At 70.2% G+C, this 12,989-nt stretch carries 12 protein-coding genes; 8 read left to right on the forward strand and 4 right to left on the reverse strand.

Annotation, left to right across the window (positions count from 1 at the left end; genetic code table 11):
• Positions 1–239: 239 nt before the first annotated feature.
• The 4 genes from KK483_RS09765 (at position 240) to KK483_RS09780 (ending at position 7,640) form a co-directional block, all read left to right on the forward strand.
• Positions 240–4,079 (forward strand): polymorphic toxin-type HINT domain-containing protein, encoded by a 3,840-nt coding sequence (locus tag KK483_RS09765; protein ID WP_262004830.1) that lies wholly within the window; start codon positions 240–242, stop codon positions 4,077–4,079.
• Positions 4,072–4,434 carry a hypothetical protein gene (locus tag KK483_RS09770; RefSeq protein ID WP_262004831.1) on the forward strand — a complete coding sequence of 121 codons (363 nt, stop codon included), beginning with the start codon at positions 4,072–4,074 and terminating at the stop codon, positions 4,432–4,434. The genes KK483_RS09765 and KK483_RS09770 overlap by 8 nt, the downstream gene beginning before the upstream one ends.
• 485 nt (positions 4,435–4,919) lie before the next feature.
• On the forward strand, positions 4,920–5,426 hold the full coding sequence (locus KK483_RS09775; RefSeq protein ID WP_262004832.1) for a hypothetical protein: 507 nt from the start codon (positions 4,920–4,922) through the stop codon (positions 5,424–5,426).
• 81 nt (positions 5,427–5,507) lie between these two features.
• Positions 5,508–7,640, forward strand: coding sequence for an FG-GAP-like repeat-containing protein (locus KK483_RS09780; RefSeq protein WP_262004833.1), 2,133 nt, complete (start codon positions 5,508–5,510; stop codon positions 7,638–7,640).
• 54 nt (positions 7,641–7,694) lie between these two features.
• Here KK483_RS09780 and KK483_RS09785 read toward each other — a convergent pair whose 3' ends face one another.
• Positions 7,695–7,979: a DUF397 domain-containing protein gene (locus tag KK483_RS09785; protein WP_262004834.1), complete on the reverse strand. Its 285-nt coding sequence runs from the start codon at positions 7,977–7,979 to the stop codon at positions 7,695–7,697.
• Positions 7,936–8,787, reverse strand: coding sequence for a helix-turn-helix transcriptional regulator (locus tag KK483_RS09790; protein ID WP_262004835.1), 852 nt, complete (start codon positions 8,785–8,787; stop codon positions 7,936–7,938). The genes KK483_RS09785 and KK483_RS09790 overlap by 44 nt, the downstream gene beginning before the upstream one ends.
• A gap of 92 nt (positions 8,788–8,879) precedes the next feature.
• Here KK483_RS09790 and KK483_RS09795 point away from each other — a divergent pair, with 92 nt between their 5' ends.
• Positions 8,880–9,335 (forward strand): ATP-binding protein, encoded by a 456-nt coding sequence (locus KK483_RS09795; RefSeq protein ID WP_399013800.1) that lies wholly within the window; start codon positions 8,880–8,882, stop codon positions 9,333–9,335.
• 40 nt (positions 9,336–9,375) lie between these two features.
• Positions 9,376–9,909 (forward strand): hypothetical protein, encoded by a 534-nt coding sequence (locus KK483_RS09800; RefSeq protein WP_262004836.1) that lies wholly within the window; start codon positions 9,376–9,378, stop codon positions 9,907–9,909.
• A 211-nt stretch (positions 9,910–10,120) separates the two neighbouring features.
• On the opposite strand, the gene KK483_RS09805 is transcribed toward KK483_RS09800, so the two are convergent.
• Both KK483_RS09805 and KK483_RS09810 read right to left on the reverse strand, forming a co-directional pair.
• Positions 10,121–10,837 (reverse strand): SDR family oxidoreductase, encoded by a 717-nt coding sequence (locus tag KK483_RS09805; protein ID WP_262004837.1) that lies wholly within the window; start codon positions 10,835–10,837, stop codon positions 10,121–10,123.
• A gap of 11 nt (positions 10,838–10,848) precedes the next feature.
• Positions 10,849–11,643 carry an oxidoreductase gene (locus KK483_RS09810; RefSeq protein ID WP_262004838.1) on the reverse strand — a complete coding sequence of 265 codons (795 nt, stop codon included), beginning with the start codon at positions 11,641–11,643 and terminating at the stop codon, positions 10,849–10,851.
• A gap of 275 nt (positions 11,644–11,918) precedes the next feature.
• On the opposite strand from KK483_RS09810, the gene KK483_RS09815 reads away from it, so the two are divergent.
• Entirely contained in the window at positions 11,919–12,587 is a 669-nt protein-coding gene (locus KK483_RS09815) for an O-methyltransferase (protein ID WP_262004839.1), read from the forward strand.
• Positions 12,588–12,614: 27 nt separating this feature from the next.
• Positions 12,615–12,980, forward strand: a complete 366-nt coding sequence (locus tag KK483_RS09820) for an antibiotic biosynthesis monooxygenase (RefSeq protein ID WP_262004840.1) — start codon at positions 12,615–12,617, stop codon at positions 12,978–12,980.
• Positions 12,981–12,989: the final 9 nt, after the last annotated feature.

A 12,989-nucleotide genomic window follows, 5' to 3' on the forward strand; every position in this document is an offset into this window, starting at 1 on the left:
GGTGACGCGTAGAGGCAGGTCCGGGCCTGTCTCAGTGCGCCGCGCCGGAGGCGACAACAGTCGGAAATGAGGCTCGTCCGACACCGGTCAATGAGTCTGCATTTCTGTCTCGATTGCCCGATTCGGACGGCCAGAAGATCCGGTTTCGCGTTTCAGTAAGCTCCCGCTGAATGTCAATCAAGTGAGGGAGCAACACGTTGAATTCCGGGTTGCGAGCCGTGCCGGGATGGCGCGGTGTCGTGGCGACGCTGATAGCCCTGGTGATGGTGCTGGGCTTCGATCTGCGTCCTGCCACGGCCGACGACGAGGCGTGGGTCTACGACAGATCCGACGTGGTCGAGGCATGGAAGTACGGCGGCCCCGGCGTACGCAGGGCCGCCGAGGCGGCCCTGGTGGGGCCGGACCAGGACATCCAGGCGTTCATGACCGACGACCTGCCGGGCGTCCAAGAGGATGACCTGCGGGTGCAGGTCGCCCAGATCATGGCCAAGGGCGGCCCCGGCGTGCGTGCGGCGGCCAACACCGCCCTGGGCGGCGGCACCGAACAGCTGCAGGCGTTCCTGGACAATGACTTCGTCCCGGCGTACGAGGAGGATCTGCGCGTCGACGTGGCGCGCGTCATGGCCTTCGGCGGTCCGGGAGTGAAGCGGGCGGCCACCACGGCTCTGGACGGCACGGCCGACGACCAGGTCGCGTTCCTCCAGAAGGGTCAGTTCCGGGCGCGGGAGGACGACAACCGGGTCCGGGTCGGCCAGCTCCTGGCCACGGGCGGCCCGAACGTGAAGCTGCTCGCGGGACAGGCCCTGGACGGCACGCCCGAGGACATCCAGGACTTCCTGGACCACGGCTGGGAGATCGCGGCCGCGCGTGACCAGGAGACTCTCACCGTCTCGCAGCTCGCCGAACTCGCCGACAAGGCGCAGAAGCAGGCGAGCGAACTGACCGAGACCGCCAAGGAGGAGGCGGCCAAGGCGGAGAAGGCCACCGAGGCAGCCAAGGCGGCGGCGCTGGTCGCGGCGCAGGAGGCGCTGGAGGCCAAGGAATCGGCCGGCAAGGCATCGGCAGCCGCGTCCCGGGCGGCGGCGGCCGCCGACCGGGCCGCCCAGGCCGCCCGTACGGCGGTGTCCGCGGCCGCGGCCGCGAACGCGACGGCACGGGCAGCCGCCACGGCTGCGGCACAGGCGGCCTATGCCGCCAGCCGGGCCGGAAACGCCGCCTCCGCGGCCCATTCCGCCGCCGCGGCGGCAGCCGGCGACGCCAATCGAGGCGAGCAGGCGCGGTTGGCGGCGCAGAAGGCGAACGCCGCCGCCAGCGGAGCACGGAAGGCTGCGGAGGCCGCCAACCAGGCGGGCATCGCCGCCGACAACGCCGCCAAGGCGGCAGGAGCCGCCGCCAGCGCGGGCCGCAACGCAGCGGCGGCCGCGGCCGCGGCCGCGGATGCCGGCCGCTGGGCCGGCGAGGCCGGCGGCAATGCCGCCGAGGCCCAAGCGGCGGCGGCCCGGGCCAAGCGGCTCGCCGACCAGGCCACGCGGGCGGCCAACGTCGCGCAGACCAACGCCAACCAGGCCGCCACTGCCGCCCGGCAGTCGCGGGACGCGGCCAACGATGCCGCCTCGCACGCCGAAGCCGCGGCGATCGCGGCGAACAAGGCCGCCGACGAGGCAGGGGAGGCGGTGGACGCCGCAGCCGCGGCAACCGCTGCCGCGAACGCGGCCACGGGAGCTGCCAACCGCGCGCTGACGGCGGCCGAGCAGGCCTCGACCGTGGCGGAGCTTGCCCGCAAGGCCGACGCCGAGCGTCTGGCCCAGCAGCAGGACGAAGCCGTCCTCTCGGCCGAGGAGGCCGCCCGGGCCCACGATGCGCGCGTAGCCGCCGTCGCATACGAGGTCGGCCGCCTCCAGCAGCTCAACGCCGATACGCAGAAGCTGGTGAACGAGGCCGCGGCGGCGTCCGACCCCGCAGTCACGGCCGCCAAGGGCCGGCAGGCCGCGGTCAATATGCTGGGCAGCGGCGGGACCTGGGTGCGGGACGCTGCAGAGACAGCCCTGTCGGGCACCGACGCGGACGTGGCCGAGTTCGTACGCGCCGGGCTCCCGGTGGCGCTCGAACAGGACGACCGTGCCAGCGTGGCGCACATCGCCGCGAACACCACGGTCCCCGCCCAGCAGCAGGCTGCTCTGGAGGCTCTGGACAAGCCGGTCGACCAGGTGCGGGAGTTCCTGCGCACGCGCGCCTATCCGGGCAAGGAGGACGACGACCGGGTCGCGGTCGGCAAGATCTCTGCCGCGGGCGGGCCCGGCGTGAAGGCGGCGGCCAGCGAGGCGCTGGACGGCACCGCCGCCGACGTGGCGGAGTTCCTGGAGGTCGGGCAGTACGAGGCGCGTGAGGACGACGACCGCGTGGCGGTCGCCGAGGCCCTCGCGACCGGTGGTCCGGAGGTCCAGGCAGCGGCGCAGGCGGCGCTGTCGGGTCCGCCGAACGGACTGCGCACCTTCCTGGAGGTCGGTCTGCACAAGGCGCGGCAGCGGGACGCCAACGCCGCCGCCCACATCGCCGAGGTCAACACCCTGCTGCAGGCCGCGTTCAAGTCGGCGCACCTCGCCCACAAGGACGCCGCCGAAGCCCAGAAGGTGGCGGCTGAGGCCCGTAAGGACGCCGACGACGCCATCAGGTGGGCGAACCAGGCCAAGGCGTCATCGGACGAGGCCGACGAGTACGCACAGCAGGCCGATGCCTCAGCGGACTCGGCCGCCGAGTCCGCCGAACGCGCCGCCGAGTCCGCGAAAACGGCAAGGAGCGCCGCCGCGTCGGCCCAGCAGGCCGCGCGGTCGGCAGCCCGCTCCGCGGAACACGCCCAGCATTCGGCGACGGTCGCCTCGGGGTACGCCTCGCAGGCGAGCACATCGGCCTACCAGGCCGGCATCTCCGCCGCGGCCGCGGGCAAGGACGCCACCGAGGCCGCCCAGGCCGCGACGGCGGCCCTGAAGACCGCCGCCGACATGCTCGTCGCGGAGCTGAAGGCCCAGATTCAGCAGGAGGCCCAGGAGACCAGCAAGCCGCTCTCCGACAAGGAACTCCGAAGGGCCCTTGAGGAGCGGTTGGTCAGCTACCGCACAAATCTCCTGGCGGACGGAGAACTCAAGCCGGGTGAGACTCTGCTGGTCTGCGGCAGCGACGGGGCCGGCGGCATGGGCTGCATCACCAGCACCTATCTCGACCGCCTGATCGCCTGGTACGTGGGCGCGGAGGAGATCGAGAAGTGCCTCCAGGGCAAGTCGTTCCGATGCCTCGACGACCTCGCGCTGTCCGCCCTCCGGCTGAAGGTGCTCAGGAAGACGCCGTGCACGGGGAACAGCTTCGTCCCGGGTACGCGCGTCCTGATGGCCGACCGTCGCACCAAGCCCATCGAGGACATCCGCGTCGGCGACCGGGTCCTCGCCACCGACCCGCTGTCCGGCCGCACGGAGGCCGAGCCCGTTCGGGCGACCATCGTCGGCGAAGGCTCGAAGGACCTCGTCAGTATCGGAGTCACCGGATCCGGCGCCACGCGCAAGGGCACGGTGGTCGCCACCGACGGGCACCCGTTCTGGGTGGCGGGCGACAGCAAGGCATGGATCAAGGCCGCCGACGTCAAGACCGGCATGCGGCTGCGGACGGACGCGGGCAGGAACGTGCGGGTCGCCTCGACCAAGGCGTGGAGCGCACCCGAACAGCGCGTCCACAACCTGACGGTCGCGGACATCCACACCTACTACGTGCTCGCGGGGACCACTCCGGTCCTGGTCCACAATGCCGACAAGTTCTGCGGTCCTGACGCCGAAGCGCTCAATGACTGGGACCCGGCGACGTTCGGCAGCCTCGAGGAAACCGCTAGATACCACCTCGACAAGCATGGAAAGGGCAGAACTCTCGCCGAGTACACTAAGGAAGCCAAAGACCTCTGGACCAAGACGAAGCCTGAGGACCGCATACCCTGGAAGCTGAAGAACGGCGAGATGGGGTGGAAGATCAGGGGTGGCCTGTTCGGCGGGGAAGGCATCTTCACCAAAGAAGGAAAGATCGTCACCTGGCATGACTGAGTCGTCCGATTTCCGCAACGCCCTTGATGCATTCCTGGCGCTTCCCTACCCCGACTATCCGCGCATGGAGGAACTCCGCGACTGGAACTCCTTCCTGCTGGATCTGGACGGGCACATCGCCGGGTACGCCACTCGGGTAGGCAACGGCAGTCTGGACGCAAGCGAAGTACCGGACGTCGATGCTCTCGTTCTGGAGGTGGAGACTCTCCGCCGCGACCTTGAGCTGGTCCGTCCCGAACGGAGTGAGGATGCCGAACTCCTGAACAAGTACCGGGTCTACACGGCAGCATTGGAGCGTGTGGTCCGCGGTCTTGCGGCGCTCGCGCGACGGCAGGGTGAGTCACCGATGCCGTGACCACAGCCTCGGTCGGCTCCTCCTCCGCAGGGCCCCGCTGGAGTCGAAACGACTCCAACGGGGCCCTGTCATTTCCTGGCCGCTCACAGCGATGAGAACGACCAACTGGAGGATCTTCACGCGTTCCCCACATCGGAAAGCACAACCTTCCGCCGGGTGGCGAGAATCACAACAGCAACTCAACGCGCATGCGTTCTGCGGGTGTTGGCGAAGTGGACAAAGATCAAGATGCAGGATTTCATGGCTGCGCCGCGGTAACTCCTGATGGCCTGGGCGAGGAATTCTCGTAACGCGCGCCCGCCGAAGGAGAGGCCGTCGGGCAACGGCTATGTCCGCACCAGGCGGTGCGGGCTCTCTTTCTGATTCCGATCGCCTTCGCGCCGTCCTGGTTTTCAGGTTCCGGCCGGCCGATGGGAATCAACGACTTGAGGACTGTGATGAAGGCACGTATCGCAGATGCTGTGAGACCGCAGCGGATGAGGTTCATGGCGCGGACGCTGGGTGCCGCGGTCGCGGCGGGTGCGCTTGCGTGGGTCGCGCTCGCCGGAGCCGGGGCCGGGGCCGGGGCCGGGGCCGGGGGGTCGTCCGGGGCGGTCGCCCCGGTCGCCGATGAGGCGCCCGGTTTCGCGGTCGAGGACTTCAACTACCCGGGGGCCGACAAGATCCTCGCGGAGCAGAACATCGTCCTCAAGCGGGGCGACGGCCACATCGTCCTCGTCGACTGCGCCAGCGGCACCGGCTTCCTCGAAGTCTGGGCCCGCGACAAGGCCAAGGTCTGCTTCAAGGTCACCGGCAACTCCGGCTGGCTGACCATGGAGATCCCCTCGGTCCACCTCATCAAGGGCAACGACTACACCACCCAGGTCGACATGACCGTCGACAACGAGACGAAGACCTTCGACATCACCAAGAACGCCTGGACCTCGGTGGGCGAAAGCGCGGACCCCGAAGGCCGCGAGCACATGCTCGTAGAGATCAGGTCCACCAAGTAACACCTGATCACGCCCCACGGCCCGCCTCACTGCACCCCCGGTGACAACCGGCCTCGCAGACCACACCAAGGAAACCAACACATGCGACACACCAGACCTCTGCGCCTCACCGCACTGGCCACCGCTCTCATAGCAGGCCCACTCGCCCTCAGCGCCACCCCCGCCCAGGCAGTCACCGGCACGCCCGCCGCGGACAACGCCTACGCCTTCACCGCGCGCATCGAGATCGGCGACGGGGAGGACACCCTCCGCGCCTGCTCAGGTGCCCTCGTCGACCCCCAGTGGGTCCTGACCGCCGCCTCCTGCTTCACCGGCGGGCTCACCGAACTCGCGCCCGGCAAGCCGGCCGAGAAGACCATCGCCACCATCGGCCGCGCCGACCTCACCGGCACCGACGGGCACGTCAGCGAGATCATCGACCTCGTGCCCCGCGCCGGCCGCGACATGGTCATGGCCCGCCTCGCCACCCCCGCCACCGGCATCACCCCGGTCAGGACGGCCACCGCCCCGGCCGCCGCCGGCAACACGCTCACCGTCGCCGGCTACGGCCGCACCAAGACCGAATGGGCGCCCCTCAAGCTCCACACCGCCAGCTTTGCGGTCAACTCGGTCACCGACACCGAGGTGAACATCGCCGGCAAGACCGCGAACGACGCGATCTGCAAGGGCGACACCGGAGCCCCGCTCCTGCGCGACAACAACGGCACCCCCGAACTCGTCGGCGTCAACAGCCGCTCCTGGCAAGGCGGATGCTTCGGCACCGACCCGGCCGAGACCCGCACCGACGCCATCGCCACCCGCGCCGACAACATCACCCTCGGCAACCGCCTGAACGCCGGGCAGACCCTGGCCCCCGGTGACACCCTCGTCTCCGCCGCGGCCCGCCTGACGATGCAGACCGACGGCAACCTCGTCGTCGCCTCCGCCGCCGGCAAGACCCTGTGGTCCACCAACACCGCGGGCAACCCCGGCGCCACGGCCAAGCTCGACACCACCGGCAACCTCGTCGTCCGCAACGCCACCGACACCGCCACCCTGTGGGAGTCGAAGACCACCGCCACCGGCGGCTACGCCATCCTGCGCGAGGGCGGTGACCTCACCGTCTACACCGCCCAGAACCAGTCGCAGTGGTCCAGCAACAGCGCCCCGCGCCACGACTACAACGGCGACGGCCGCAGCGACATGGCCGCCTGGTACGACTTCGCCGCAGGCACCGACAACATCTACACCTTCCTCGCCAACGCCGACGGTTCCATCCCCAACCACAAGCGCGGCTTCACCTTCGCCGCCGGCGCCTGGGAGGCCAAGAACCACAAGCTCGTCACCGGCGACTTCAACGGCGACGGCCGTGGTGACATCGCCGCACTGCTCGGCTACAGCGACACCGCCGTCAAGCTCTGGACCTTCCTCGGCAAGGCCGACGGCACCTTCGCCGACCCCGTGCAGGCATGGAGCTCACCGGCCGGTGGACCGTTCCACAAGTCCTACATGACCCCGCAGGCCGGCGACTTCAACGGCGACGGCCGCGACGACCTCGCCGTCTGGTACGCCTACCCCGACGGCACCACCAAGATCTGGACGTACCTGTCCACCACCTCGGGCACGTTCAGCGCCCCCACCAGTTCCTGGTCCGCCCCCACCGGCACCTGGGCCCGCGCCCGCGCCAAGTTCATCACCGGTGACTTCAACGGCGACGGCCGCGACGACCTGAGCGTGTTCTACGGCCAGGGCGACGACAGCATCAAGACCTACGTCTTCAACGCCCAGCCGAACGGCGGCTTCGCCGCCCCCGTCGTGTGGTGGCAGACGACGTCGCTGGACTGGAACCTCGCCCACCCGCACTCCGGTGACTTCAACGGCGACGGCCGGGACGACGCCATCGTCTGGTACGACTACCCCGACGGCAGCGACAAGACCTCCACCATCCTGTCGGAGAACGTCGACGGCACCGACCGCTTCGGCTCGGCCAAGGTCACCCTCAACAGCCCCGGCGGCCTGGACATCACCCGCTCCCAGCTCGTCGTCGGCGACTACGACGGCGACGGCCGCGACGACCTGTCGATCATGCACCACCTCGCCGACGACAGCGTGAAGATGTGGACCTGGACCGCTCGTCCCGACACCCTCTTCAACGCCGGACTCGCCGGATACACCGTCCCCGCCACCAGCTGGGACTACACCCTCTCCCGCTTCGCCAACACCTACAACCACTAGAAGCGGCTGACTGACCGAGGACCCGGCGGCACCCAGCCACCGGGTCCTCGCGGCTTACGCGCCGAGCCGTTCGCGAGCGGCGGCGTCGACGAAGGCGCCGAAGGCGGCCGGGGCGAGGGTGAAGTGGGGGCCGTCGGGGACCTTGGAGTCGCGGACGGCGATGAGGTGGGGGGTTTCGGCGATCTCGACGCATTCGCCGCCCTGGTCGCTGCTGTAGCTGGACTTGCGCCAGGCGGCGCCGCCGAGGGGGGCGCACTCGACGCAGGAGCCACCCTGGTCGCCGCTGTAGCTGGACTTACGCCAACGAGCGCCCGTCAAACGAGAGTTGTTGCTCCCCATGGCATTCCTCCATCGTGCGCCGGATCAGCGCAGCCGAGTCCTTGATGGACAGGGCGGCGGCTTGGAGGTGATCGTAACGGAGGGAGCAGTCCTTGACGGTGTCCGGGTTGGCGGTCGGATGCCCTTGCCCGTAGCCCTCGGTATAGACGATCGCAGGGTCGTCAACGAAGCGGAAAAGGTCGAACGAGCCTTGCAATCCGGCATGGGCTCCCACCGCGAACGGCAGCACCTGGACGTTCACCAAGGGGTCGTCCTCGTACGACAACAGACGAGTCAGTTGGCCGCGCATGACATCAGGCCCACCGATCTCCTGGCGTAACGCCGCTTCCCCGATGACCGCCCAAAGCACCGGCGGCTGCTCCTTCTTCAGAATGCGCTGCCGCCCCAGCCGTACTGTCGTACGGTCATCGAGCTTGCTCCGATCCATCGCGCCGAGCACAGCCCGCGCGTACGCCTGCGTCTGCAGCAGACCATGCGCCAGGTGTGTATGGAAGGTGGCGATCTCGGTCGCCCGCGCCTCCAACTCCGCCACCTGTTGGAACCACGCGGGGAGCTGGCTCCGCAACACCAGCCCCAGCAGCCGCGTGAGCAACCCACCCGTCCCCAGCGCCGCGTCCACCCGCTCGCTGAACGGCTCCGTCGGCAGCTTCCGCGCCGTCTCGACCTGGCCCACCAGCGAGCCCGTGTAGTTGATGACGTCGCCCAGTTGCCTCTGCGTGAGCCCGGCCGCTTCGCGATGGCGACGCAACTCGTAGCCGTAGTAGTCGAGCGGCGAGGCGCTCGGGTCGAGGACGTTGATATGGGCCACGCGGTACCCCCTCGTGCGCAACTCCGTCCACTTCGGGACGCGTTGTATTCGATCCGTAGCCGAGAGTAGCCGTCGCGCGCCACGCTGGCCCCGTGAACGAGAACATTCCCGCCACTCCCCCGGCCCCCCAATACGCCATGCGCTTCACCGTCGGCGACCACTCCGCCCGCCACGTACGGCGCATCCTCCGCCACTACCTCACCCAGTGGGGCATGCCGTCCCTCGCCGACGACGCCGCGCTCGCCCTCACCGAGCTCCTCACCAACGTCCACCGCCACGTCCCCGACCGCCGCTGCGCCCTCCTCATCGAACGCAGCCCCACGGGCCTGCGCGTCGAGGTCCACGACAGCTCGCCCACCCTCCCCCGACCGCACCGCGCGTCGCCCGACGACGAGACCGGGCGAGGGTTGGCGGTGCTGGACGCGGTCGTCCACAAGTGGGGGGTGGCGCAGACGGGTTCTCCCGGCAAGACGGTCTGGTTCGAGTGCCGTCATCGGCCAACCTCTGAATCCGCTCAAGTCGCCTCGCCCCCGGGCCGAAGCATGTGATCGACTCCGCTCACGGTCACGGATCGCAGGGGAGGGCGTGATGAGGGCGAGGACGTTGGTGACGGGTGTCGCCGTCACCGTACTGATGGGTCTGGGCACGACGGCGTCGGGCGCCACGACCCGGGGGGACTCGCTGGGCGACTCCGGCGGGTACGAGCTGGGCTTCGAGCACGCCGGGCCGGGCGAGGGCTACTGGTTCACCTGCCCCCTCCTGCGCAACGTCTCCTCCGTGCCGATCACGGTGATCGGGGTGGAGCTGCTCCGCGCCCCTGACCACTGGAGGACCGGCGAGGTCGGGGCGGTCAGACAATCCGACGCCCACGGACCGTCGCTGGGGGCACGCGACGAGTCGTTCACGGAGGACCCGAACCTGCTCGGGGAGCTCTCCGAGGCGCCGGTCCCGATCGCCCCCGGCGAGCACACCCCCGTCTACTACCTGGTGCGGGCGGAGGCGACCACGTCGCCGGTCTCCGGACGCGCCGAGGGCTGCCGGTTCACCTACCGCACCGAGCACCGGATCTACGTGCAGGATCTGCGCGCCGACTTCGTCCTCGGTCCGAGCGGCGAGGGGTGAGGGGTGGGGCTTGTCCTCCGCCCGTCCTCCGCCCGTACTGAGCGAGGTCACCGAGCAGCGGGAGACGAGCCGATGTGGACCACTCGTGCCCACGCGGGCGGCCGGCCCGCGGACCCTGGACCGGCTGGAGGGGCTGCCGAAAGGCGCACCACCGCGCCGCCGTCCGGTCGCGGACCGCGCGGCGGCGTAGCACCGGCGCAGGCGGGCCGGTTCAGCCGAAATCGGAGCTCGTCGGCATGACCACGATGTCGCGTACGCAGATCCGCTGCGGCTGCTTCCAGCAGAACATGATCATGTCGGCGAGTTCCTCGGCGCTGATGAAGTCCGGATTGCCGAGGCGTTCGCAGTACTCGTCGAAGCTGATGCCCATCTCGGCGTGGATGTTGGTCCTGACGAAGCCGGGGGCCACGTTGGTGACGCGGATACCGTTGCCCGCCTGGCCCTTCTGCAGGGAGCCCGCGAGCGAGCGCAGCGCGGCCTTGCAGGCGTGGTAGACCTCGCCGTCGGGGCCGGGCACCCGGTCGCCGACCGAGCTCAGGTTGATGATGGTGCCGCTGTTGCGGGCCTTCATGTCCCCGAGCACGGCGCGGATGCCGTTGAGTACGCCCTTGAGGAGCACGTCGACCTCGTACGACATGTCCGCCGGGTCCCGGGTCTCCAGCGCGCCGATCCGCAGGAAGCCCGCGCAGTTGACGAGGCACTCGGTGGGGCCGTGCAGGGACTCGGCGGCGCGGATCGCCGCTTCGAGCGCCGCGTAGTCGGAGACGTCGACGGCTGCCGTGGCGATCTGCTCGGAGGGCAGCCCGTCCAGCGGGGTGGGGTGCCGCGACACCAGGAGCAGGGGATGCCGTTCCGCCGCGAAGGCCGCCGCGACGGCCCTGCCGATGCCGTGGCTCGCCCCGGTCACGACGACGAGTGGCTGTGCCATGGGACTTCCTCTCAGGTCGTCTTGATCTGGCCGCCGTCGATGACGAATTCGGCGCCGGTGATGTTGGCGGCGCGGGCGGAGGCCAGGAAGACGGCGAGGTCGGCGACCTCCTGCGGTTCGGTGACGCGGCCGGAGGAGATGCCCCACCGCTGGGGCACCACCTCATCGACCGCCTGCTGCGCGGTGGTGCCGGCCTGGGCGGCGACGGTCTCGGCGAAGCCTCCCGGGGCGGTCCAGAAGGGTGTGCGGACCGGCCCGGGGGCGATGGCGTTCACGCGTACGCCGCGCGGCGCGAACTCCTCCGACAACGCCTTGGTGAGGTTGCTCAGCGCCGCCTTGGCGGCCGAGTAGTCCACCACGGCGGGGAAGGGCATCCGCGCGTTGATGGAACTGACGTTGACGATCGCCCCTCGCCCGCCTTCGAGCAGATGCGGCAGCGCGGCGCGGCTCGCGCGGACCGCACTGAAGAAGTTCACCTCGAAGCCCCGCTGCCACTGGGCGTCGTCGATCGCGAGGAAGTCGCCGCGGGCCTCTGTGGCGCCGACGTTGTTCACCAGCACATCGACCCTGCCGTGCCCCTCCACCGCCGCCCGCACCAGCGCCTCCGCGCCCTCAGCGGTGCTCAGGTCCCCGGGTACGAAGCCCACCTCGTACCTCTCCCGCACCGCGGCGAGCTCCGCCGTCTCGGCCCGGCTGCCGACGACGACCCGCGCGCCCTCCCGCGCGAACGCCTCGGCGACGGCCAGGCCGATGCCCTTGCTGCCGCCGGTGACGACGGCGACCTTGTCGGTGAGCTCCAGATCCATCGGCGCGTACTCCTGTGCCGTGACGCAAGCACGGAACTTCCGCGCATTTCAGACACCCGTGGGCATTATCGATCCCCCAACCACCCGATCCTCGTGAGGCGCGCCCTGCCTCACAGCGGGTGCTGTGCAAGCCGTCCGGCTCACCGCAGGAGATCGCGCGCGGGGAGCGCCCGCACGGCTGCCCGCGGTTGGCGGCGGGGCTCGCCGCGTTCCTTATCGGCCGCTCACGCCGATGTGTGGGTGGCCGCCGCCCTCGCGGGGGTAGGTTCCGAAACATGTCCAATGACCGATGGAACGCCGTAGACACGTACTTCACCGACCATCTCGCCCCCGCCGACGAGGCATTGACCGCCGCGCTCGAGGCGAGTGACGCCGCCGGGCTGCCGCAGATCGCCGTCGCCGCCAACCAGGGCAAGCTGCTGCATCTGCTCGCCCTCACCCAGGGCGCCCGCAGGATCCTGGAGATCGGCACGCTCGGGGCGTACAGCACGATCTGGCTGGCCCGCGCGCTGCCCGCAGACGGGCAGTTGGTCTCGCTGGAGTACAACCCGGCCCACGCGGAGGTGGCCCGCGGGAATCTCGCACGCGCCGGGCTCGACAAGACGGTCGAGGTACGGGTCGGGGCGGCGCTCGACTCGCTGGCCGCGCTGGAGGCGGAGGGCGCGGGTCCGTTCGATCTCTTCTTCATCGACGCGGACAAGGTCAACAACCCCAACTACGTGGAGTGGGCCGTGAAACTGTCCCGCCCCGGCAGCCTCATCATCGTCGACAACGTCGTGCGTGAGGGCGCCGTCGCGGACGCGGCCAGCGAGGACCCGTCCGTCGTCGCCACCCGCCGCATGGTCGAGCTCGTCGGGAAGCACCCGCGGCTCACCGCGACGGCGGTGCAGACGGTGGGTGTGCGGGGGTACGACGGCCTCCTGCTGGCCCGGGTGCAGGGCTGAGGGAACGCGGTGCGGCAGGATGGCGGCATGAGCGTAGTCAAGATCAACGTCCTGACCGTCCCCGCCGAGCAGCGCGAGGTCCTGGAGCGGCGCTTCGGTGCCCGCGCCGGGGTGGTGGAGTCGTCCGACGGCTTCGAGTGGTTCGAGCTGCTGCGCCCCGTCGAGGGCACCGACAAGTACCTCGTCTACACGCGCTGGCGTGACGAGGAGTCCTTCACCGCATGGATGGAGGGCCCGATGAAGGCCGCGCACCAAGGCCAGGGTCAAGGTCAGGGCGGCCCGGGTCAGGGGCAGGGCGGCGGCGAGGGCGGCGACCGTCCCAAGCCCGCGGCCAGCGACTCCACCCTGTGGTCGTTCGAGGTCGTCCAGCAGGCCGGGCCCAAGCCGGCCTGACGTAAATCG

The sequence above is a fragment of the Streptomyces sp. FIT100 genome, assembly GCF_024584805.1.
Classification (GTDB): Bacteria; Actinomycetota; Actinomycetes; order Streptomycetales; family Streptomycetaceae; genus Streptomyces.

Excerpts from the sequence above, each read along its gene's own strand:
- KK483_RS09770 (WP_262004831.1), top strand. The coding sequence starts at position 4,072 with ATGACTGAGTCGTCCGATTTCCGCAACGCCCTTGATGCATTCCTGGCG.
- KK483_RS09775 (WP_262004832.1), top strand. The coding sequence starts at position 4,920 with ATGGCGCGGACGCTGGGTGCCGCGGTCGCGGCGGGTGCGCTTGCGTGG.
- KK483_RS09780 (WP_262004833.1), top strand. The coding sequence starts at position 5,508 with ATGCGACACACCAGACCTCTGCGCCTCACCGCACTGGCCACCGCTCTC.
- KK483_RS09785 (WP_262004834.1), bottom strand. The coding sequence starts at position 7,979 with ATGGGGAGCAACAACTCTCGTTTGACGGGCGCTCGTTGGCGTAAGTCC.
- KK483_RS09800 (WP_262004836.1), top strand. The coding sequence starts at position 9,376 with ATGAGGGCGAGGACGTTGGTGACGGGTGTCGCCGTCACCGTACTGATG.
- KK483_RS09805 (WP_262004837.1), bottom strand. The coding sequence starts at position 10,837 with ATGGCACAGCCACTCGTCGTCGTGACCGGGGCGAGCCACGGCATCGGC.
- KK483_RS09810 (WP_262004838.1), bottom strand. The coding sequence starts at position 11,643 with ATGGATCTGGAGCTCACCGACAAGGTCGCCGTCGTCACCGGCGGCAGC.
- KK483_RS09815 (WP_262004839.1), top strand. The coding sequence starts at position 11,919 with ATGTCCAATGACCGATGGAACGCCGTAGACACGTACTTCACCGACCAT.
- KK483_RS09820 (WP_262004840.1), top strand. The coding sequence starts at position 12,615 with ATGAGCGTAGTCAAGATCAACGTCCTGACCGTCCCCGCCGAGCAGCGC.